The 20,207-nt window shown below is 59.1% G+C and carries 19 protein-coding genes and 1 pseudogene; 12 read left to right on the top strand and 8 right to left on the bottom strand.

The genetic code is table 11. The features are described 5' to 3' along the window. Positions 1–72: 72 nt before the first annotated feature. The 3 genes from VSQ83_RS20855 to VSQ83_RS20845 are packed head-to-tail and all read left to right on the top strand — an operon-like array spanning position 73 to position 2,427. Positions 73–648: a YfiR family protein gene (locus VSQ83_RS20855; RefSeq protein ID WP_133078804.1), complete on the top strand. Its 576-nt coding sequence runs from the start codon at positions 73–75 to the stop codon at positions 646–648. After that, positions 645–1,916 carry a diguanylate cyclase domain-containing protein gene (locus VSQ83_RS20850; RefSeq protein WP_133078805.1) on the top strand — a complete coding sequence of 424 codons (1,272 nt, stop codon included), beginning with the start codon at positions 645–647 and terminating at the stop codon, positions 1,914–1,916. The genes VSQ83_RS20855 and VSQ83_RS20850 overlap by 4 nt, the downstream gene beginning before the upstream one ends. A 7-nt stretch (positions 1,917–1,923) precedes the next feature. Next, positions 1,924–2,427 (top strand): OmpA family protein, encoded by a 504-nt coding sequence (locus VSQ83_RS20845; protein ID WP_219262358.1) that lies wholly within the window; start codon positions 1,924–1,926, stop codon positions 2,425–2,427. 119 nt (positions 2,428–2,546) lie between these two features. Here VSQ83_RS20845 and VSQ83_RS20840 read toward each other — a convergent pair whose 3' ends face one another. Further along, on the bottom strand, positions 2,547–3,494 hold the full coding sequence (locus VSQ83_RS20840) for a LysR family transcriptional regulator (protein WP_219262359.1): 948 nt from the start codon (positions 3,492–3,494) through the stop codon (positions 2,547–2,549). A gap of 114 nt (positions 3,495–3,608) precedes the next feature. Between VSQ83_RS20840 and VSQ83_RS20835 the strand changes: the two genes are divergently transcribed. Next, positions 3,609–5,123 (top strand): CoA-acylating methylmalonate-semialdehyde dehydrogenase, encoded by a 1,515-nt coding sequence (locus VSQ83_RS20835; RefSeq protein WP_133078812.1) that lies wholly within the window; start codon positions 3,609–3,611, stop codon positions 5,121–5,123. Between the two features lie 11 nt (positions 5,124–5,134). Continuing rightward, a complete protein-coding gene (mmsB, locus tag VSQ83_RS20830; RefSeq protein ID WP_219262361.1) occupies positions 5,135–6,022 on the top strand; it encodes a 3-hydroxyisobutyrate dehydrogenase in 888 nt (295 codons plus the stop codon). Between the two features lie 55 nt (positions 6,023–6,077). Here the strand turns inward: mmsB and VSQ83_RS20825 are convergent, their stop codons facing one another. The 3 genes from VSQ83_RS20825 to VSQ83_RS20815 form a co-directional block, all read right to left on the bottom strand. After that, positions 6,078–6,422, bottom strand: a complete 345-nt coding sequence (locus VSQ83_RS20825) for a cupin domain-containing protein (protein WP_016783536.1) — start codon at positions 6,420–6,422, stop codon at positions 6,078–6,080. 137 nt (positions 6,423–6,559) lie between these two features. Beyond that, entirely contained in the window at positions 6,560–7,963 is a 1,404-nt protein-coding gene (locus VSQ83_RS20820) for an amino acid permease (RefSeq protein ID WP_133078814.1), read from the bottom strand. A 138-nt stretch (positions 7,964–8,101) separates the two neighbouring features. Then, positions 8,102–8,983 carry a LysR family transcriptional regulator gene (locus tag VSQ83_RS20815; RefSeq protein ID WP_326427428.1) on the bottom strand — a complete coding sequence of 294 codons (882 nt, stop codon included), beginning with the start codon at positions 8,981–8,983 and terminating at the stop codon, positions 8,102–8,104. Between the two features lie 107 nt (positions 8,984–9,090). Between VSQ83_RS20815 and VSQ83_RS20810 the strand changes: the two genes are divergently transcribed. From VSQ83_RS20810 to VSQ83_RS20785, 6 genes are all read left to right on the top strand, one after another. After that, positions 9,091–9,855, top strand: a complete 765-nt coding sequence (locus VSQ83_RS20810; protein ID WP_326427426.1) for a sulfite exporter TauE/SafE family protein — start codon at positions 9,091–9,093, stop codon at positions 9,853–9,855. Between the two features lie 143 nt (positions 9,856–9,998). Further along, the gene (locus VSQ83_RS20805) at positions 9,999–10,589 is read left to right on the top strand and encodes an NAD(P)H-dependent oxidoreductase (RefSeq protein WP_326427425.1); all 591 of its coding nucleotides are present in this window, start codon (positions 9,999–10,001) and stop codon (positions 10,587–10,589) included. A gap of 115 nt (positions 10,590–10,704) precedes the next feature. After that, positions 10,705–11,625 carry a LysR substrate-binding domain-containing protein gene (locus VSQ83_RS20800; protein ID WP_219262364.1) on the top strand — a complete coding sequence of 307 codons (921 nt, stop codon included), beginning with the start codon at positions 10,705–10,707 and terminating at the stop codon, positions 11,623–11,625. A gap of 330 nt (positions 11,626–11,955) precedes the next feature. Then, complete coding sequence (locus VSQ83_RS20795) at positions 11,956–12,207, top strand: DUF3077 domain-containing protein (protein ID WP_133078819.1); 252 nt, start codon at positions 11,956–11,958, stop codon at positions 12,205–12,207. Between the two features lie 248 nt (positions 12,208–12,455). Next, entirely contained in the window at positions 12,456–14,123 is a 1,668-nt protein-coding gene (gene ggt / locus VSQ83_RS20790; protein ID WP_219262365.1) for a gamma-glutamyltransferase, read from the top strand. A 199-nt stretch (positions 14,124–14,322) separates the two neighbouring features. Next, positions 14,323–15,768, top strand: coding sequence for a SulP family inorganic anion transporter (locus VSQ83_RS20785; protein ID WP_133078822.1), 1,446 nt, complete (start codon positions 14,323–14,325; stop codon positions 15,766–15,768). A gap of 133 nt (positions 15,769–15,901) precedes the next feature. On the opposite strand, the gene VSQ83_RS20780 is transcribed toward VSQ83_RS20785, so the two are convergent. From VSQ83_RS20780 to VSQ83_RS26835, 3 genes and pseudogenes are all read right to left on the bottom strand, one after another. After that, entirely contained in the window at positions 15,902–16,345 is a 444-nt protein-coding gene (locus VSQ83_RS20780; protein ID WP_326427424.1) for a hypothetical protein, read from the bottom strand. 249 nt (positions 16,346–16,594) lie between these two features. After that, complete coding sequence (locus VSQ83_RS26840) at positions 16,595–17,299, bottom strand: methyl-accepting chemotaxis protein (RefSeq protein ID WP_405046758.1); 705 nt, start codon at positions 17,297–17,299, stop codon at positions 16,595–16,597. Positions 17,300–17,497: 198 nt separating this feature from the next. Then, positions 17,498–18,382: pseudogene (locus VSQ83_RS26835) on the bottom strand (methyl-accepting chemotaxis protein); the annotation flags it as partial. A gap of 504 nt (positions 18,383–18,886) precedes the next feature. On the opposite strand from VSQ83_RS26835, the gene VSQ83_RS20770 reads away from it, so the two are divergent. Then, positions 18,887–19,609, top strand: a complete 723-nt coding sequence (locus tag VSQ83_RS20770; RefSeq protein ID WP_219262369.1) for a histidine phosphatase family protein — start codon at positions 18,887–18,889, stop codon at positions 19,607–19,609. Positions 19,610–19,660: 51 nt separating this feature from the next. On the opposite strand, the gene VSQ83_RS20765 is transcribed toward VSQ83_RS20770, so the two are convergent. After that, positions 19,661–20,167, bottom strand: a complete 507-nt coding sequence (locus VSQ83_RS20765; RefSeq protein WP_133078825.1) for a hypothetical protein — start codon at positions 20,165–20,167, stop codon at positions 19,661–19,663. Positions 20,168–20,207 lie beyond the last annotated feature (40 nt).

Raw genomic sequence — 20,207 nt, 5'->3', positions numbered from 1 at the left:
GTATCACGGTCGTTTTGCCGGCTGTGCTATCGTTACGACATTACTCTTACAAAGATTACAGAGAAATCCTGCATGGACGTGGCTGTCTCATCGACAGAACAGTACTTTGGATGGCGGCTTCGGCTGCTTGCATTTTGCTTGTTACTGCTGAGCGTTCCTTGCCTGGCTCAAGCTGAAGCGCCAATCAACCTGGCTGATCAGCGTGCCAAGGCTGTGACTCAAGTGGTCCTTGGCATCCTGAGCTATGCACGCTGGCCCTCCGAGCCGGCGCAATTGCAGCTATGCATCATCGGCCCCACCGAATACACCGATGACCTGCTCAAGGGCGCGACGCAATCCAGTGGCAGGCCGGTGCAGGTGCACCGCGTGCTGGCCAGTGACCCGGGCATTGCGAGCGACTGTAACGCTGTCTATCTGGGCAAGCTCAGCGTTGAGGAACGCAGTGGTCTATTCACCCGGCTGAATACCAAAGCCGTTCTGAGCATCAGCGAAGACAGTGATCAATGCACCGTTGGCAGCCTTTTTTGCTTGCACGTACGCGATAAGCAAGTGTCGTTTGAGGTCAATCTCGACTCCGTGGCCCGCAGCGGCGTACGTATTCATCCCAGTGTGTTGCAGCTGTCACGCCGCCGGGCGGCAGAGCCATGAGTGCGTTCAAGCCCCGTAAAAAACCTCTGCGCTTGCGCTCGGTCTTGCGCCGTGGCCACCTGGGCGTGGCCTTGGTGGCCGTCACACTGGCCAGCGCTTCCATGACCCTGCTGGGGGTGCTTGCGCTCAAGGTTTACGCCGATCACAACCTGCACCTGATTGCCCGCGCCATCAACTACACCTCTGAAGCCGCCGTGGTGTTTGATGACCGCGCGGCGGCAACCGAAGCGCTGGCCATGATTGCGTCCACTGAAGCGGTCGCCGAGGCTCGGATCTACACAGACGATGGCGAACTGCTTGCGCACTGGCAACGCCCTGAAAACGGCCTGCTGTCGAAGGTCGAAATGCTGTTGGCCGATGGCTTGCTTGAGCAACCGATCAGCGTGCCGATTTTGCATCAGGGCCAGGAAATCGGCTTGGTGACAGTCCGGGGGCATGGTGCCAATTTGCTGCGATTTTTACTGAGCGGGCTGTTGGGTGTGCTTGTGTGCACGGCGCTCAGTGCCTGGAGTGCGTTGTATCTGTCGCGTCGACTCCTGGATGGCATCACGGGCCCCTTGCAACAACTGGCAGAAGTGGCCCACGCCGCTCGCCGTGAGCGTGCGTTCGATCGGCGCGTGCCGCCTGCGCATATTGCTGAACTGGACAGCCTGGGCAACGACTTCAATGCACTGCTCGATGAACTTGAGTCATGGCAGAGCCATCTGCAGAACGAAAACCAGACTCTGGCGCATCAGGCCAGTCACGACTCGCTGACCAACCTGCCCAACCGCGCCTACTTTGAAACGCGACTGACGCGCACCCTGCGCTCGCTGAACAACGCCCGAGGGAAGGCCGCCGTGCTGTTCCTCGATAGCGATCATTTCAAAGACATCAACGATTCCTTTGGCCATGCCACAGGTGATGCGGTGTTGGTGGCTATCGCGACGCGCATTCGCGCCCAGTTGCGTGAAGGCGATGTTGTGGCGCGTCTGGGTGGCGACGAGTTTGCAATATTGCTGACCCCGCTGCACAAGATCGAAGACGCCCAGCGCATTGCGGACAAGGTGATCGCCAGCATGCTTGAGCCGATTAAAGTGCCGGGGCAAATCGGCATCGTGTCCTCACTCAGTATCGGCATCGCCGTCTATCCCGAGCATGGTGCAACCGCCGAGGATCTGCTCAGCGCAGCGGATGCGGCGATGTACCAGGCAAAGCGCCTCTCCCGAGGCGGGCAACACCTTGCGGAGCTGGAGTGCCCCGCAAACACCGTCATTACCAGGAGCTAACCCCCACATGCGTGTTTTGATCCATCGTTACCTGACATTTTTTAGCGTTGCCCTGTTGCTGACCACGCTGTCGCTGACCGGTTGCCAGACGGCTGCGCCAAAAGGGCTGACGCCTGCCCAAGTTGCCGTTCTGAAAGAGCAGGGCTTTGAGCTGACTGAAGAGGGCTGGGCATTTGGCTTGTCGGGCAAAGTGTTGTTTGGCAGCGACCTTGAAGTGCTCAACGGGCAAAGCCAGGAAATCGTGGAGCGCATCGGCACCGCCTTGCTCGGTGCAGACATCCAGCGCGTGCGGGTCGACGGCCACACTGACTCCTCAGGCAAGGAGTCCTACAACGAACAACTGTCCGTTCGCCGCGCCAACAGCGTGGTCAAGGCTCTGCTCAAGGTCGGCATGCGCCCCGAGAATATCCAGATCCGTGGGTTGGGCAGCCGCGAGCCGGTGGCGTCGAACAACACCCGCGCCGGGCGTACGGAAAACCGCCGCGTGTCGATTGTGGTGATTGCCGACTAGAGATTCGTACTGACCCCTCTTTGTGGAAGCGGGCTTGCTCGCGATAGCATCACCGCGATCATTCAGGCAGACCGCGGTGTCTGAATCGCGAGCAAGCCCGCTCCCACAGGGGGGTGAGGTCAGTCCACAAATTTCATCCCGCGCGTCTCGCCCAGCAGCAGCGGCGCATTCAGTTCCGTCACTTCGCGGATGTAATCCCATAGCAAGGTGATGCGTTTCAACTTCCTCAGATCTTCACGGCAGTACATCCAGAACTGTCGCGTGAGGTTGACCTCGTCAGGCAGCACCGGCAGCAAACGCGGGTCCTGAGCCGCCAGAAAGCACGGCAGAATCGCCAGCGAACGGCCTTGCTGCGCGGCCACGAATTGCGCAATCACGCTGGTGCTGCGCAAGTTGGCGCTGGCGCCCGGCAGCACATTGGCCAGGTAAAGCAGCTCCGAGCTGAACGCCAGATCGTCCACGTAACTGATAAACGTATGCTCCGACAAATCAGTCATCCGGCGGATCGGCGGGTGCTGGTCCAGATACTCCTGGGTCGCATACAGCTGCAAGCGGTAGTCGCACAGCTTGCAGCACACATAGGGCCCGTGTTCCGGGCGCTCCAGCGCGATAACAATATCGGCCTCGCGCTTGGACAAGCTGATGAAGTGTGGCAACGGCAGGATATCCACCGAGATCGCCGGGTAGGTATCCACAAAATGGCTGAGCTGGGGAGTGATGAAAAAACTGCCAAAACCCTCAGTGCAACCCATGCGCACATGCCCCGACAGCGCCACGCCAGACCCTGATACCTGCTCGCAGGCCATGTGCAGCGTGCTTTCTATCGACTCGGCATACCCCAGCAACCGCTGGCCTTCGTTGGTCAGGGTAAAGCCATTGGTGCGCGACTTTTCAAACAGCAAAGTCCCCAGAGCAGCTTCCAGCGAGCTGATCCGCCGCGACACGGTGGTGTAGTCAACCGCCAGCCGTTTGGCTGCGCTGCTGGCTTTTCGAGTGCGGGCCACCTCAAGAAAAAACTTCAGGTCGTCCCAGTTCAGGGCGCTTAACGATGTGATGTTTTTTTGCATGTTAGACCGGCTTTTATGTGCGTTCTTATTAGAAGAACGCACACCTATACTCCAAAAACAGTCCTGCGACCAATCTGGACGCCCGTACTCACAAGAATAATTCCGGAGACTTCCATGAGCGTTTCTAACACCCCGTATCAAAACGCACGCTTGCTGATCGACGGCGAATGGGTCGAGTCGCAGACCACCGAGTGGCACGACATCGTCAACCCGGCTACCCAGCAAGTGCTGGCCAAAGTGCCGTTCGCTACCGCCGATGAAGTCAATGCTGCCATCGCCGCCGCTCAACGCGCCTTCCAGACCTGGAAGCTGACGCCTATCGGTGCGCGCATGCGCATCATGCTCAAGCTGCAAGCGTTGATCCGCGAACACTCCAAACGTATTGCCACTGTCCTGAGTGCTGAACAAGGCAAAACCATTGCCGACGCCGAGGGCGATATTTTCCGTGGTCTGGAAGTGGTCGAGCACGCGTGCTCCATCGGCACTTTGCAAATGGGTGAATTCGCCGAAAACGTTGCAGGCGGGGTAGACACCTACACCTTGCGTCAACCTATCGGCGTCTGCGCGGGCATTACACCCTTCAACTTCCCGGCCATGATTCCTCTGTGGATGTTCCCGATGGCCATCGCCTGCGGTAACACCTTCGTACTCAAGCCGTCCGAGCAAGATCCGCTGTCGACCCTGATGCTGGTCGAGCTGGCCATCGAAGCCGGTGTTCCGCCGGGCGTGCTCAACGTCGTACACGGCGGCAAGGACGTCGTGGACGCGCTCTGCACCCACACCGATATCAAAGCGGTATCGTTTGTCGGTTCGACCGCCGTCGGCACCCATGTCTATGACCTGGCGGGCCGTCACGGCAAACGCGTGCAATCGATGATGGGCGCCAAAAACCACGCCGTGGTGCTGCCCGACGCCAACCGTCAACAAACCCTCAACGCACTGGTTGGTGCGGGCTTTGGCGCTGCCGGCCAGCGTTGCATGGCCACCTCGGTGGTGGTGCTGGTGGGCGCCGCCAAACAATGGCTGCCAGACCTCAAGGCGCTGGCGCAACAGCTCAAGGTCAACGCAGGCAGTGAGGCGGGTACCGATGTGGGACCGGTGATCTCCAAGCGTGCGAAAGAGCGCGTACTGGGGCTGATTGAAAGCGGGATCAAAGAGGGCGCGGTGCTGGAACTGGACGGGCGCAACGTCAAGGTTCCGGGTTTCGAACAAGGCAACTTTATCGGCCCGACCCTGTTCTCGGGCGTCACCACCGACATGCAAATCTACACCCAGGAAATCTTTGGCCCGGTGTTGGTGGTGATTGAAGTCGACACCCTCGATCAGGCCATCGCACTGGTCAATGCCAACCCGTTTGGCAATGGCACCGGCCTGTTCACCCAAAGCGGCGCTGCGGCACGCAAGTTCCAGACTGAAATCGATGTCGGTCAGGTCGGTATCAACATCCCGATTCCAGTGCCGGTTCCGTTCTTCAGCTTCACCGGCTCCCGTGGCTCGAAACTCGGTGATCTGGGGCCGTACGGCAAGCAGGTTGTGCAGTTCTATACTCAAACCAAGACCGTCACCAGTCGCTGGTTCGACGATGAAAGCGTGAATGATGGCGTTAACACCACCATCCATCTTCGTTGAGGGCACACACCATGAACATCGCATTTATTGGCCTGGGCAACATGGGCGCACCGATGGCGCGCAACTTGCTCAAGGCCGGGCACTCGTTGAACCTGTTTGACCTGAACAAAGACATCCTGGCCGAACTGGCGGCCCTTGGCGGTCATGTCAGCGCCTCGCCACGGGAAGCCGCCCAAGGCACCGGGCTGGTGATTACCATGCTCCCGGCGGCCGCCCATGTACGCAGCGTATGGCTGGGCGAAGACGGGGTGTTGGCCGGGATCGGTGCCGGGGTGCCCGCAGTGGATTGCAGCACCATCGACCCGCAAACCGCCCGTGAAGTGGCCGCCGCTGCGGCCAGACAGGGCGTGCAAATGGCCGATGCACCGGTATCCGGCGGCACGGGCGGCGCGCAGGCAGGGACCCTGACCTTTATGGTCGGCGCCTCACCGGCCTTGTTCGACACCTTGCACCCGGTACTCGCTCAAATGGGTCGCAACATCGTCCATTGCGGGGATGTGGGCACCGGCCAGGTGGCTAAAATCTGCAACAACCTGCTGCTCGGGATTTCCATGGTCGGCGTCAGCGAAGCCATGGCACTGGGTGCCGCGCTGGGCATCGACAGCGAAGTGCTTGCGGGTGTTATCAACAGCTCCACCGGGCGCTGCTGGAGTTCGGAGGTGTACAACCCGTGGCCGGGCATCGTTGAAACGGCCCCGGCATCGCGGGGCTATACCGGCGGCTTTGGCGCCGAGCTGATGCTCAAGGACCTGGGGCTGGCCACCGAGGCTGCACGCCAGGCCCATCAACCTGTGGTGATGGGGGCTGTGGCGCAACAGTTGTATCAGGCCATGAGTCTGCGCGGTGAAGGCGGCAAAGACTTTTCGGCCATCATCAATAGCTATCGCAAGCCCGAATAGGGCTTTTCCGGGAATCCGCGTCGGGCGGATTCCCGGTTTTTTTGCATGATTTCAATCACGCAAAAACGAAGTACTTGCGCACGGTTTCCACCACCTCCCACGTGCCTTTCATACCCGGCTCCACCACAAAGATATCCCCGGCCCGCAGATGGATCGGTTCTTTGCCTTCCGGGGTGATGATGCAATAGCCCTCACGGAAATCGCAGTATTCCCACTTCACATATTCCACGTACCACTTGCCGGGCGTGCAGATCCACGTCCCCATGATCTTGCTGCCGTCTTCGCTGGTGTAAGCGTTGAGGTTGACGGTATGCGGGTCGCCCTCGAGTTTTTCCCATTTGCAGGCATCGAGCACGGGCAGGGGATGGGTGTCGCGAAGCACGGTGATTGGCGCAGACATAAGACCTCCGGTGATGGGTTATCGAACCTCACCCTAACCGTGGTGGCGCACTGACAGATGCCTGATTCCGACACCCAGATACGCAAAAGCCCCGGCACTGAGTGAGTGCGCGGGGCTTTTGTGTAACGGCTGAAGGCTTAGCGGGTGTTCGCCAGCGCCTGGCCCTTGCTCAGGCGTAAACGGTAGAACCCGTAAATGATCAGCAGCCATACCGGGATTGCATACACCGAAGCGCGAACGTCGGGGATCATCCAGATGACGGAGACGATCACCGCCATAAACACCAGGCACAGGATGTTGCTGAACGGGAACCAGAACGCCTTGAACGAAGGCGTCACGCCCTCAACGGCCATCGCCTTGCGGAACTTGATATGGGTGAGGCTGATCAGCGCCCAGTTGATCATCAACGAGGCAACCACCAGCGCAAACAGCAGCTCCAGCGCTTTATGCGGGGCCACATAGTTGACCACCACGCACAGCAACGTCACCAGCGCCGACACGCCCAGCGCGCGCAAGGGCACGCCATTTTTGGTCAGTTTCATCAGTGCCTTGGGCGCGTCACCCTGCTCGGCCAGGCCGAACAGCATGCGGCTGTTGCAGTACACACCACTGTTGTAGACCGACAGCGCGGCGGTCAGCACCACAAAGTTGAGGATCTGCGCGGCGGTGTCGCTGCCGATCAAGGCAAAAATCTGCACAAACGGGCTGCTGCCGTAGGCATCCCCACCGGCGCCGAGCGTGACCAGCAACTGGTCCCACGGGTACAACGCCAGCAGCACGGTCAGTGCGCCCACGTAGAAAATCAGGATCCGGTACACCACTTGGTTGATGGCCTTGGGGATCACTTTTTTCGGCTCGCTGGCTTCAGCCGCCGTGATGCCCACCAACTCCAGGCCGCCAAAGGAAAACATGATAAAGGCCATCGCCATGAGCAAGCCCATGCCGCCATTGGGGAAGAACCCGCCGTGGCTCCACAGGTTGCTGATCGACGCCTGTGGGCCGCCGGTGCCGCTGAACAGCAGGTAGCAACCCAGTACGATCATGCCGACGATCGCCACCACCTTGATGATGGCGAACCAGAACTCCATTTCGCCGAACACTTTGACGTTCAGCGTATTGATCAGGTTGACCAGCACAAAGAACACCACGGCGCTGACCCAGGTCGGCACCTCGGGCCACCAGAACTGGATGTACTTGCCCACCGCCGTCAACTCGGCCATGCCGACCAGCACGTACAGGACCCAATAGTTCCAGCCCGACAGAAACCCCGCGTAGCCGCCCCAATACTTGTGGGCAAAGTGGCTGAAGGAGCCGGCAACCGGTTCTTCGACGATCATTTCGCCCAGCTGGCGCATGATCAGGAACGCAATGAAACCGGCGATCGCATAGCCAAGAATCATCGACGGTCCGGCCGACTTGAGCACGCCCGCCGAACCCAGAAACAGGCCCGTGCCAATCGCGCCGCCCAGGGCAATCAGCTGGATATGGCGATTTTTCAAACCGCGTTTGAGTGTGACCGGGGGGGAGTTAGCGTCAGCCATCGGGTGCCCTGTGAGTTGTTATTCTCAAAAACTTGATAAAAATACCCGCGGCCAAAGGTGCCTAGGGTGTCGCAAGCCCCGGATATTACTCTTGGTAAAAACGAAGGCATACAGGAGAGCACCAAACAGCGACTCTTCCTACAGGCTCAACGCCTCCAGCAATGCCACTGCATAGGCAGGCAACTGCTCAAACGAGCGTGCGCAGAGCAGCAGTTTGCGATCCGCCCACGGCTCGCAGAGGTTCACCACCTTGAAGGTGCGCGGCGCCTGCCAGCGCTCAATCGTCGCCTTGGGTACGACACCCAGCCCGGCACCGCGGGCGACCATGCGTAACACCCCGTCGAAACCTTCGGCGCGAATCCGCACCTGCATGCGAACGCCCACGTGCAGCGCCTGCTCTTCCAGGTACACCGCCAACGCGCTGCTGGCCGACAACCCTACATAGTCATGGCTCAGGGTGTCGCTGAAGGAGAGATCAGGCCTGTTGGCCAGTGGATGGCCGAGGGGTACCACCAGTACCAGCGGGTCATCGCGAAAGGGGCGGGTTTGCAGGTCGCGGGTGTCGACGGCATTGGAGATGACGCCAATATCGGCTGCGTCCTGGCGCAATGCATGGGTGATGCGCAGGCTGGTGAGTTCTTGCTGGTCGACGCTGATGGTGGGGTGCTGGCGCACGAAATCGGCGAGCAGCTCGGGCAGGTATTCGGTGAGGGCTGAGGTGTTGCACAGCAGGCGTATCCGGCCCTTGAAGCCCAGGGCGTACTCAGCCAGGTCATGGTTCATGTGCTCGACGTGCTGCAGTAACAGCCGTGTATGGTGCGCGAGCGCTTGCCCGGCCGGGGTCGGGCTGACCCCACGGCGAGAGCGGTGTAAAAACGCCACGCCCAACGACGCCTCCATCGCCCTGATCCGCGCACTGGCCGCGGGCAGAGACAAATGACTGAGGCTGGCGCCCGCCGTAATGTTGCCCGCCTGCACCACATTCAAGTACAGGCGCAGATCAACCAGATCGAAGTGCATGAAAGGTCCTTGCCCACCCAGGTGTGTGTTCAGCCTATTGTTGTGCAATAGGCTGGCTTCATCTATGGCGAATTTTCAACGCCGTCGCCGTGGTCCAGCATACACCCATGAAAACACTGATCGAGTTCTACCAACACCTCGGCCTGGCCTTGTCACTGCTGGTGATGATGACCTTTTTGCTGGCGGGCACCGTCAAGGGGGTCATCGGTCTTGGCTTGCCAACGGTGGCGATGGGCATGCTCGGGCTGGCTATTGCTCCAGCGCAGGCTGCTGCGCTGCTGATCATTCCCTCCATTGTCACCAACGCCTGGCAACTGGCTGCAGGCGGGCAGTTGCGCACGCTGATAAAACGCCTGTGGCCCATGCAGCTGGGCATCTTTATCGGCACCGGGGTTGGCATGCTCTGGCTAAGTATCGACGGCGGCACGTGGGTGGTGCGGGCGCTGGGGGCGGCCTTGCTGCTCTACGCCCTCAGCGGGCTGTGGCTGCCCACCCTGCGCGTCGTCCCGCAGCGCGAGCGCTGGCTGGGCCCGATATGCGGCGTGATCACCGGGGTGATTACATCGGCCACAGGCGTGTTTGTGATTCCCGCCGTGCCCTATCTGCAGGCGCTGGGCTTAAGCAAAAACCAATTGGTTCAGGCCTTGGGATTGTCCTTCAGCGTCTCCACATTGGCCCTTGCCGCCGGGCTTTACTGGCGCGGCAATCTGGGCAGCGGTGAGCTCAATGCCTCATTGCTGGCGCTGGTGCCCGCCATGCTCGGCATGTGGCTGGGGCAGTGGTTGCGCCAGCGCATCAGCGCCGCACTGTTCAAACGGGTGTTCTTTATAGGCATGGCGCTATTGGGTGCGCACTTGCTGGTCAACAATTGAGTATTCATTCGTGCATTAACAGCAAAGGTGATTTGACCCACCACGGGTTTTTCTTGAGCAAGCGCATCGATATTCTGCCGACATGATTTTTAACCCCCCTGTCGCTCAACAGCGCTGAGGGTTTACCCCCCTGGAGGCTGATGATGAAAAAAATACTCTTGCTTAACGGCGCCAAAAAATTTGCCCACTCCGATGGTCGCTACAACCTGACCATGCACGACACCGCGCTGGCGTTTTTTGACCGCCAGGGCTTTGAAGTCAAAGTGACCCACATCGACGAAGGCTACGACATCACTGAAGAGGTTGAAAAATACCTGTGGGCTGACGTGATCATCTATCAAATGCCGGGCTGGTGGATGGGGGCGCCCTGGATCGTCAAGAAGTACATCGATGAAGTGTTTACCCAAGGCCACGGCAAGCTCTACGCCAGTGACGGTCGTACCCGTTCCGACGCTTCTCAGCGTTACGGCAGCGGCGGCCTGATTCACGGCAAAAAATACATGTTGTCCCTGACCTGGAACGCCCCGCAGCAAGCGTTCGATGATCCGGCGGACTTTTTCGAAGGCAAAGGCGTGGACGCGGTGTACTTCCCGTTCCATAAAGCCAATGAATTCCTGGGCATGACCGGCCTGCCGACCTTCTTGTGTGTCGACGTGATGAAGCGTCCGCAACCCGAAATCGACGCCGCGCGTTATGAACAGCACCTGAGCGAGGTGTTCGGTCTCAAGGCATAACGACGCCAGGGTGGGAGCGGGCTTGCTCGCGATGCAGGCGACGCGGTTGTTCAGACCAACCGCGGTGATACCATCGCGAGCAAGCCCGCTCCCACACGTAGATAAGGTCGCCCGCGTGAAAGCCAGATCCGATGAGCTGCAAATTTTTGTCTCGGTCATCGAGTGCGGCTCGATTTCTGCCGCTGCCGAGCAAGCCGGGCAAACGCCGTCCGCCGTCAGCCGCACGCTTTCAAGGCTGGAAGCCAAGCTCGGCACCACGCTGATCAACCGCACCACGCGGCGCATGGACCTGACCGAGGAGGGCAAGTTTTTCTTCGAGCGGGCCAAGCTGATCCTTGAACAGATGGACGAGCTGGAAGAGCGCCTCATCTCGCACCAGCGCACGCCCTCGGGACGGTTGCGCATCAATGCAGCCGCACCTTTTGTGCTGCACGCCATCGTGCCGTTTATCCCCGAATTCCGTGCGCTGTACCCCGAAATCCAGCTCGAACTCAACAGCAACGACCTGATCATCGACTTGCTGGAGCAAAGCACCGACATCGCCATTCGTATCGGCACCCTGGCCGACTCCACCTTGCACGCCCGTTCCCTGGGGTGCAGCCCGCTGAACATCCTGGCCAGCCCCGACTACCTTGCCCGTTACGGCGTCCCTACCCGCGTGGCAGACCTGGCCAACCACACCCTGATCGGCTTTACCCAAAACGATGGCCTCAATCAGTGGCCGCTACGTTATGCACAGGGTGATCGCTGGCCCATCCAGCCGGCCATCAGCGCCTCGAGCGGCGAAACCGTGCGCCATCTGGCGCTGCAAGGGCAGGGCATTGCGTGCCTGTCGCACTTCATGACCCATGAAGACATTACCCACGGGCGCTTGCACGTCGTGCTGGGCGAGTTCAACAGCGGCTACCGCCAACCGATCAACGCCGTGTACTACCGCAACTCACAACTGGCGCTGCGCATTCAGTGCTTTCTGGACTTTATCCAGGCCAAGCTCGCCAGCTACGCAATCTGCGACAAGCCCACAGGGCTTGAGTGAGGTTCCTACACATAAAGCAACGTCTGCACCTGCTGCGTCGCTTTCTATTGAGGGACGATTCCTAGAGAATCCTGACCGTCTTGTGGCGCTGCACACGGGTGGATAGTCTCGCCGGGTCGCTGATTTCAGTGACCGGTTTTGACAGACCGCCCAAATATAATTTCAGCGCTTTACATGTTTCTCAATGTTATGGCGGCTGTGTGCGGGGCACGTTCAAGTGCGCCGAGTTTTTGGGATTTCCTCGGTCTGTCAACCCGCATGCAGCTGCCACCCTTACCGATTGACAGCGGGACAGAGGCAGCTTTTTTCAGACTGCATTGGAATCCCTCCATGAAAAAAATTGTTCCCGACCCTCCGCTGTTCACCTGCGCCCACCAGGGCACTTCGCTGTTTGCCATCAACCCCGGCGTACCTGTTCAGGAAGCGCTCAAACATGCCTCGTTGCTGCTCAAAGGCGCAGAACTGACCGCCGACGACATCCGCTCCCACCTCAGTGGTTTTGAGGCCGAGCAGTTGTGGTGCGTGATTCACGGCGTCGAACTGGCCCGTGGTCTGGTGGATGCACTGATCACCGAAACCTGACACATCCCTGTAGTCGCTGACGAGGAACGAAGGCTGCGATCGGCGTGATGCGGTACTGCGACGCAGTGGTCGCAAAATCAGGCCCTGGTGTTTGCCAATGATTGCTGCGCAACCGTACGCAGCCTCGCTACGCTCCTCAGCGGCTACAGAGGTCACACAACCCGCAATTTTGTTTTTTGTTGTTTGAAAATGTTGCCCAAATCAGACAAGGTTTGGCCACAGTTGATAACAATAAAAGGAAGTACCGAATGCGCATTGTGTGGTTCAAAACCCTGGCCTTGACGGCTGCCATCGCTGCCAGTTCCTCGGCTTATGCCGTTACCCTGGAGGGCGGGGCTGTCGCTGCACCGGACCAGTACGGTGCCGAAGTGGCCGCGCAGATTCTCAAAAAAGGCGGCAATGCGGTCGACGCTGCCGTGGCAACCGCCTTCACCCTGGCCGTGACGTACCCCGAAGCCGGTAACATCGGCGGCGGCGGTTTCATGACGATGTACATCGATGGCAAACCCTATTTCCTCGACTATCGCGAGACGGCGCCCAAAGCCGCCACCCGCGACATGTACCTCAACGACAAAGGCGAGATCATCGAGAACCTGAGCCTGGTCGGTTCCCGTGCCGCTGGCGTGCCGGGTACGGTGATGGGCTTGTGGGAAGCGCACCAGCGCTTCGGTAAATTGCCGTGGGCCGAACTGCTGACCCCGGCCGTGGGTTACGCCAAAAACGGTTTCAAGGTGGCCGACCAGCAATACCAGTACCGCGAAGATGCGCTGGCGCTGTTCAAGGGCACCACCAACTTCGGTGACTACTTTGGCAGCATGAAGCCCGGCGAAACCTTCAAGCAGCCTGAGCTGGCCGAGACCCTGGAACGCATCGCCGATCAGGGCGCCAAAGAGTTCTATCATGGCAAGACCGCTGACCTGCTGGTCGCGCAAATGCAGAAGGACAAAGGCCTGATCACCAAGGAAGACCTGAACGAATACAAGGTCAACTGGCGTGAACCGATGCGCGTCGATTTCCGTGGCAACACCCTGTACACCGCGCCGCTGCCAAGCTCGGGCGGTATCGCGCTGGCCCAACTGATCGGCATCAAAGAAGACCGTGCAGCGGACTTCAAAGGGGTTGAGCTGAACTCCGCGCCGTATATCCACCTGCTGGCCGAGATCGAAAAACGCGTGTTTGCCGACCGTGCCGACTACCTCGGCGATCCGGCTTTCGGCAAGATGCCTGTGGCTGAACTGACCGACCCGGCCTACATCGCCAAGCGTGCGAAAGAGGTCAATCCGAAGGCTATTTCCGAGACTGCCAAGGTCAAGCCGGGCCTTGAACCGCACCAGACCACGCACTTCTCCATCGTCGACAAGCAGGGTAATGCGGTCAGCAATACCTACACCCTGAACTGGGACTACGGCAGCGGCGTTGTGGTCAAAGGCGCGGGCTTTTTGCTGAACGACGAAATGGATGACTTCAGCTCCAAGCCGGGGGTGGCCAACGCGTTTGGTGTGGTGGGCGGCAATGCCAATGCCATCGAGCCGGGCAAGCGCATGTTGTCTTCCATGAGCCCAAGCCTGGTGACACGCGATGGAGAAGTCACGCTGGTACTCGGCACACCGGGTGGTTCGCGGATCTTCACCTCGATTTTCCAGGTGCTGAACAACATTTACGACTACGACTTGCCACTGGAGAAAGCCGTGGCTGCACAGCGCGTGCATCACCAGTTGCTGCCCAAAGACACGATTTACTTCGACGCCTATGCACCGCTCACCGGCAAGGTGGCTGACGAGCTCAAGGCAATGGGTTACACCCTGGAGGATCAGGGCTGGAACATGGGCGATATCCAGGCGATCCGGGTTAACGGCACCCAGCTTGAAACCGCTTCCGACCCGCGTGGTCGTGGTGTGGGCATGGTTGTGAAGTAAACCCGCAACGCACATACACGCATCACACTTGTGGGAGCGGGCTTGCTCGCGATGCAGACACCTCGGTCATTCAGGTTCACCGAGGTGTGGCCATCGCGAGCAAGCCTGCTCCCACAATTTCTTTTTAGCCCCTGCAATTTGTTACCATCCTTTACTTATTATCCCTTCCGTTTTTCCCGTCCCGACTTTTAGGTAAGCCATGAAATTCTCACGTCTGCGCGCTGATGTCCTGGCCGGGCTCACGACGTCCTTCGCCTTGTTGCCCGAGTGCATCGCGTTCGCGCTGGTTGCCCACCTCAACCCGCTGATGGGCTTGTATGGCGCGTTTATCATCTGCACCCTCACCGCGCTGTTTGGCGGGCGACCTGGCATGGTGTCCGGTGCGGCCGGGTCGATGGCGGTGGTGATCGTCGCGCTGGTGGTGCAACACGGCGTGCAGTATCTGTTGGCCACCGTGCTGTTGAGCGGGCTGATCATGCTGGCGTTCGGTTTGTTCAAGCTCGGCAAGCTGGTGCGCATGGTGCCCCATCCGGTGATGCTGGGCTTCGTCAACGGCCTGGCGATCGTGATTGCCCTGGCGCAACTGGATCACTTCAAGGACGGCGGCACCTGGCTCAGTGGCATGGCGCTGTACATGATGATCGGACTGGTGGCCGCGACCATGGCCATTGTCTATCTGCTGCCACGCCTGACCCGCGCCGCGCCGCCTGCCCTGGTGGCCATTCTGGGTGTGGGCCTGGCGGTCTATTTTCTGGGCTTGCCGACCCGCACCCTGGGCGATATGGCGCACATTGCTGGCGGTTTGCCGAGCTTCAGCCTGCCGCAGATTCCCTGGACGCTTGAGACCCTGAGCATCATCGCGCCCTACGCAATCGTGATGGCGGTGGTGGGTTTGCTGGAAACCCTGCTGACCCTCAACCTGACCGACGAAATCACCGAGAGCCGTGGCTACCCGGACCGCGAGTGCGTGGCGTTGGGCGCGGCAAACATGGTGTCGGGTGCGTTTGGTGGCATGGGCGGTTGCGCCATGATCGGCCAAACCGTGGTCAACCTCAGCTCCGGCGGCCGTGGTCGGTTGTCGGGTGTGACTGCCGGACTGATGATTTTGCTGTTTGTGTTGTTCCTGTCGCCGTTTATCGAGCGTATCCCGTTGGCGGCGCTGGTGGGCGTGATGTTTGTGGTCTCGCAGCAGACCTTTGCCTGGGCCTCGTTGCGGGTGCTGAACAAGGTGCCGCTCAACGATGTGCTGGTGATCATCGCCGTGACGGTGATTACCGTGTTTACCGACCTGGCGGTGGCGGTGCTGTGCGGGGTGATTATCGCCGCGCTCAATTTTGCCTGGCAGCAGGCGCGTCAGCTGTACGCCGACGCGGATCTGCAAAGCGACGGCAGCAAGCTTTACCGTGTTCATGGCACGTTGTTTTTTGCCTCGACCACGGCCTTTCTCAAGCAGTTCGACCCGGCCAACGATCCGGCTCAGGTGACGCTGGATTGTCGCCACCTGAACTTCATGGATTACTCGGCCATCGCGGCACTGGACACCTTGCGCGAGCGCTATCGCAAGGCGGGCAAGCATCTGCGGGTGCTGCACCTGTCCGAGCGCAGCAAAAAACTGCTCAAGCGGGCGCGTGTGCAGCACGAATGAGCGAAATGCGTACGACACGTTGATGCGTACCGTGCGCTTGTGAAGTGGGTTTCTGGCAATGAAGGTTGCCGGTGTATATAAGCGCGTGTGTTTAATAGCCGTGAACCAAGTTCGCGGCTATTAAAAGGTTTTGTTAGCCAGGCAGTAAGATTTTTACGCTGGCAGTGCAAGTGGGTTTGCTGTTTTGTGATCGATCAAATTCAAACTTTACGTATTGAGTCACTGAACTAGGTGTCCACAGGTAGGTTCGCATTTTCATCGCGTGCTTCAGGTTATCTTGCCTGAGGTTTTTGCTGTAACTTCTCCACGGTGTTGGTTTATTAAAATAGCCGTCAACTTCATAAACGCTGAGCTTGGCGGCATGAGTGTTCTGATGCCCTGCAGGCGCTTTGATTTGATAGGCGGTATTGGTGACGTAGACCAGCGGACCTTCCCTTTCTGCATTTATATAGGCGGTGCCGGTGAACCCGGCAGTCGAGCAGCTGGCTGTGTAGTCTTGAGCGAACGAAGAGGACACCGCAAACAACGTTGCAATGGCAAGAGTAACTTTAAGTGCGGATTTTTTTTGAATTGACATGAGTCTGGGGCCTGTTATTAGTTCGGCCCGAGACTTTAGGTGAGGCGTTCATTGTTCGACTATGCGCACGTTTACATTTGTCGGTAAGGTTTTTCTTAGTTGTTTATAGCCGTAAGTAGTGCGGCACTTTGTCGTGAACCTATGTCCGGGGACGATGAGTAACGTCTCCCGGCAAGTCACTGTTGATGGCGGGCGCCGTTCTTTAAAAGGGGCCGCTGAAGCGGCCCCTCCGGTGTCACGAGTGGGTCATTACACCTTGAAGTGGCTGACCATCTCTTGTAACTGATTGCCCAGACGCGCCAGTTCAACGCTGGACTTGGCCGTCTCATCGCTGGCCGCTGCGGTTTGCTCGGAGACGTCGCGCACGTTGACGATGCTGCGGCTGATTTCTTCGGCGACCGCGCTCTGCTGTTCGGCAGCAGCGGCAATCTGCTGGTTCATCGACTGGATATTCGACACCGTACGGGTGATGCCTTGCAGTGAGGTGCCCGCCTGACGGGTCAGGGTCACGCTGCTGTCGGTCAGGGTGCGGCTGTTGTGCATGACGGTGGCCACGTGCTGCGTGCCACTTTGCAGGGCCGCCACCAGGGTTTGAATTTCTTCGGTGGATTTTTGCGTGCGCTGGGCCAGGCCCCTTACTTCGTCGGCAACCACGGCAAAACCGCGACCCGCATCACCGGCGCGGGCAGCCTCGATGGCGGCGTTGAGGGCCAGCAGATTGGTCTGCTCGGCCACGGCCTTGATCACGTCCATCACGCTGCCGATCTTGTCGCTTTCCTGTTGCAGTACAGCCATGGCTTCGGTCGAGCGACCCACTTCCACGGCCAGGCGCTCGATCTGGTCAATCGCCTGGTTGACCACGGTGTCACCTTCGCGAGCTTCGTTGTCGGCGGCTGCGGCCGCTTGGGAGGCTTGCTCGGCATTGCGCGCCACTTCTTGCACAGTGGCGGTCATTTCATGCATGGCGGTGGCCACCTGATCGGTCTCGATCTTCTGGCTGTTGACCCCGGCGCTGGTTTGTTCGGTCACGGCAGACAGCTCTTCGGCCGCGCTGGCGATCTGGCTGACGCCGTCGCGGATACCGCTGATCAACTCGCGCAGGGTGGTGCCCATGCGTGCAATGCCTTGTTGCAGTACGCCCAGCTCATCGCGGCGGGTCACGCGCAGGTTGTGGCTCAGATCGCCACCGGCAATGCGGTCTACCACGGCCAGGGTTTCACGCAGAGGCACAGTGATCTGGCGCGTGATGATCACGGCGGCCGTGATGCCAAACAGCAAGACCAGCAAGGTGGTGATCAATTGCATGCTGTTGGCCGTGGCGCTTTCGATGTCGCGACGTTCCAGCTGAATCTTGTACAGCTCATCGCTGAGGCCAAGGACGCTGGCACCGTATTCGGTCATGTCCTTGCGCATGGCGATGATGGTGTTGTCGGTGCTGGCGTACAGCTCCAGCGCTTGCTGGTACTGCTCCATGGTTTTGCCCAGGGTGCGCAGGGTGTCGCCGGCATTTTCGCCAAAGTGCGAGCCCAGGCGTTCCAGGCTTGCGATGGCGGTGTCCAGTTGCTGGCGTGCGGCCTTCTCGGTCGTGGGGTTGGGCGCAGCAATGTAGGCCCGAACCTGATAGCGCGAGAGCAGGAACTGCTCACGTACTTCGGACACGTTCTGGAACATGGCAAAACGGCTTTCATCGCCAGCGGGCATTTGCAGGGCGCGGTTGACCAGGGTCGCGATGGCGTCCTGTGCCAGTACGGCGTTGCGGTCCATGTTGGCCCGCGACACGGCGGACTCAACGTAAGCCTTGCGCATCGTGACCAGCGCACGCTCGTAGCGGCCGATGATCGCTTGTTGCTCTTTGAGCAGCTTGAGGTTTTCCGGGCTCAGGAAGGTGCTGATCAGCTCTTTTTGCTGGGCCGAGAACGCATCAATGCTGGCTTGTACATTCTGCGCGGCGGTTTCGTCGCCATCGGTGAGCATGTACTGCAAGCGTGCCACCCGCAGGTTGGTAAACGCCGTGTTGAGCCGCGTGATGTCGCTCATCCAGTTACTGCGATCAATCATCTTGTCGAGGCTGATCCAGTTACAGACGGCCATCACGCAGGTAAGGGCCAGTACCAGGCCAAAGCCCAGGGACAGTTTCAGGTTGACGCTGATATCGCTCAGCCATCTATTCATAAGGTTCTCCAGGAACGCTGCACGCATGATCTAAGTTCGCTGGAGGGAATTATTTTTTTTGACCCAGCCGAGTGTTGTGTTGGAGAGGTATCGGCTGCATTCGTCAGAGCTGAAACGTTTTGTTTTGCACCAGTTCACATAACCTCATATCCATTTGAAGCGTGTGCCTGATCTTCGCTTTTACGCTTTTTTTCACATTCGTTTCACCTGCCTCTGACCTCCATTTTTTTAACCTACTGTTCAGCTAATAGATGCCTGAATTGTGCAAGTCTATTTCTTACAGCAGGGCCGCGATGCGACCCGTTGTCATATTCGAGCGATAGGGTAGGCCGGTGTCTTTCACTGACTGCCGCAGAGGGTATAAGTACCGTGACGTTGAGCCTTGATCTGACCGGGATTAACCGTACGCTGCTACGCCGTGGCCTGGTCCGTTATAAAAATGCGCTGGTGGTGATCGTCGCGAGCGTGATGGCTATTGCGTTGACGCTGACGCTGCTGGCACCTGCGGCCCCGCCTGATCTGGCACAGCCTAGCCATGCCGATCATGTGGTGTTGCTGACCGATAGCTGGGCCAAGGGTGATGTGATTGCGGTGGTCCGTCATGGCGAGCGTTGCGACCGTTCCTCGGCGCAGTGCCTGGGCCCGGCAGACGGTGTGACGGTGCGCGGTGAAGCTGCGGTTCAAGCGCTTGGCGCAGACTTCAATCAGTTGGGGCTCAAGAACGCTGACATTTACAGCAGCCTGTTGACCCGTGCGCGGCAAACTGCCAGCGCCATGTTTGTGCACCCGGTTGAGGCACAGGACTGGCTGTTCAACTGCCGGGGCACCATGTTGCGTGATGCCCTCAAGCACAAAGTAGCGGGCCAGAACCTGATTCTGGTGAGCCACAGCGAATGCATGGACCAACTGCTTTTGGACATGCACCTGTCAACGAACACCACGTTTGGCTACGGCTCCACCTTGTTCATCCGGGCCAGTGACGCCCACGGTGAGCCGCAGATGCTGGGCTATATCGAGCCCAAGGACTGGGCGAGCATAGTACCGGTAATGACCGCTAGCAGCCGCCACGGGTTCGAAGCCTCGCAATTCTGACCCCCCTTCAAGCAACACGCAAAGCCCGGACATGTGCCGGGCTTTTTCATGTCATGCGCGGTTCAGCAGGCGGTTCCAGTTTTGCTCGTCGGGTAAAGGCAGGTCGCTGAGTTCCCGTGCCACCACCTGTTCAATATCGCTGGCGCTGAGCACTTTTTCATCGAGCCACGGCCAGGTCGCATCCGCATCCCTGAAGTTGAGCTGACTGTTCAATTGCTGGCAGGCGAGGGCGAGCAGATGCATCAGCCACCACTGGCTTGTGATGTAGGGCTTTTGCTGCGCGGGGATGCGACCCAGCAGGGCTGCCACGTCGGGCAGGTTGGGGCTGGGGGACTCGCTGCTGTGCAGGTTCCAGACAATCGAGCCGTTGTTAGACACATCCTGATTGGCCAGTGCCGGGTCGGTACTGACTTCAATGCTGACCTTCACATGTTGCTGCTCAAGCTGATCAATCAGGTAATTGGCCAGATCAGATGTGCGTAAAAATGCGGTGGCCGTGTTGAAGGCCAGGTGAGCGTCGTAGTCGCTCAGGGTTTTGCTGGAAATACCAATGGTCATGACAGGCTCCTTGACTGGGAATCGCCCAAGGAGCGTAGCC

This window comes from Pseudomonas sp. DSV-1, assembly GCF_035830915.1.
Lineage (GTDB): Bacteria > Pseudomonadota > Gammaproteobacteria > Pseudomonadales > Pseudomonadaceae > Aquipseudomonas.
The sequence above is the reverse complement of the archived record's forward strand: the minus strand, read 5'-3'. Positions and strand labels throughout refer to the sequence as shown.

Excerpts from the sequence above, each read along its gene's own strand:
- VSQ83_RS20855 (WP_133078804.1), top strand. The coding sequence starts at position 73 with ATGGACGTGGCTGTCTCATCGACAGAACAGTACTTTGGATGGCGGCTT.
- VSQ83_RS20850 (WP_133078805.1), top strand. The coding sequence starts at position 645 with ATGAGTGCGTTCAAGCCCCGTAAAAAACCTCTGCGCTTGCGCTCGGTC.
- VSQ83_RS20845 (WP_219262358.1), top strand. The coding sequence starts at position 1,924 with ATGCGTGTTTTGATCCATCGTTACCTGACATTTTTTAGCGTTGCCCTG.
- VSQ83_RS20840 (WP_219262359.1), bottom strand. The coding sequence starts at position 3,494 with ATGCAAAAAAACATCACATCGTTAAGCGCCCTGAACTGGGACGACCTG.
- VSQ83_RS20835 (WP_133078812.1), top strand. The coding sequence starts at position 3,609 with ATGAGCGTTTCTAACACCCCGTATCAAAACGCACGCTTGCTGATCGAC.
- mmsB (WP_219262361.1), top strand. The coding sequence starts at position 5,135 with ATGAACATCGCATTTATTGGCCTGGGCAACATGGGCGCACCGATGGCG.
- VSQ83_RS20825 (WP_016783536.1), bottom strand. The coding sequence starts at position 6,422 with ATGTCTGCGCCAATCACCGTGCTTCGCGACACCCATCCCCTGCCCGTG.
- VSQ83_RS20820 (WP_133078814.1), bottom strand. The coding sequence starts at position 7,963 with ATGGCTGACGCTAACTCCCCCCCGGTCACACTCAAACGCGGTTTGAAA.
- VSQ83_RS20815 (WP_326427428.1), bottom strand. The coding sequence starts at position 8,983 with ATGCACTTCGATCTGGTTGATCTGCGCCTGTACTTGAATGTGGTGCAG.
- VSQ83_RS20810 (WP_326427426.1), top strand. The coding sequence starts at position 9,091 with ATGAAAACACTGATCGAGTTCTACCAACACCTCGGCCTGGCCTTGTCA.
- VSQ83_RS20805 (WP_326427425.1), top strand. The coding sequence starts at position 9,999 with ATGAAAAAAATACTCTTGCTTAACGGCGCCAAAAAATTTGCCCACTCC.
- VSQ83_RS20795 (WP_133078819.1), top strand. The coding sequence starts at position 11,956 with ATGAAAAAAATTGTTCCCGACCCTCCGCTGTTCACCTGCGCCCACCAG.
- ggt (WP_219262365.1), top strand. The coding sequence starts at position 12,456 with ATGCGCATTGTGTGGTTCAAAACCCTGGCCTTGACGGCTGCCATCGCT.
- VSQ83_RS20785 (WP_133078822.1), top strand. The coding sequence starts at position 14,323 with ATGAAATTCTCACGTCTGCGCGCTGATGTCCTGGCCGGGCTCACGACG.
- VSQ83_RS20780 (WP_326427424.1), bottom strand. The coding sequence starts at position 16,345 with ATGTCAATTCAAAAAAAATCCGCACTTAAAGTTACTCTTGCCATTGCA.
- VSQ83_RS26840 (WP_405046758.1), bottom strand. The coding sequence starts at position 17,299 with ATGACCGCCACTGTGCAAGAAGTGGCGCGCAATGCCGAGCAAGCCTCC.
- VSQ83_RS20765 (WP_133078825.1), bottom strand. The coding sequence starts at position 20,167 with ATGACCATTGGTATTTCCAGCAAAACCCTGAGCGACTACGACGCTCAC.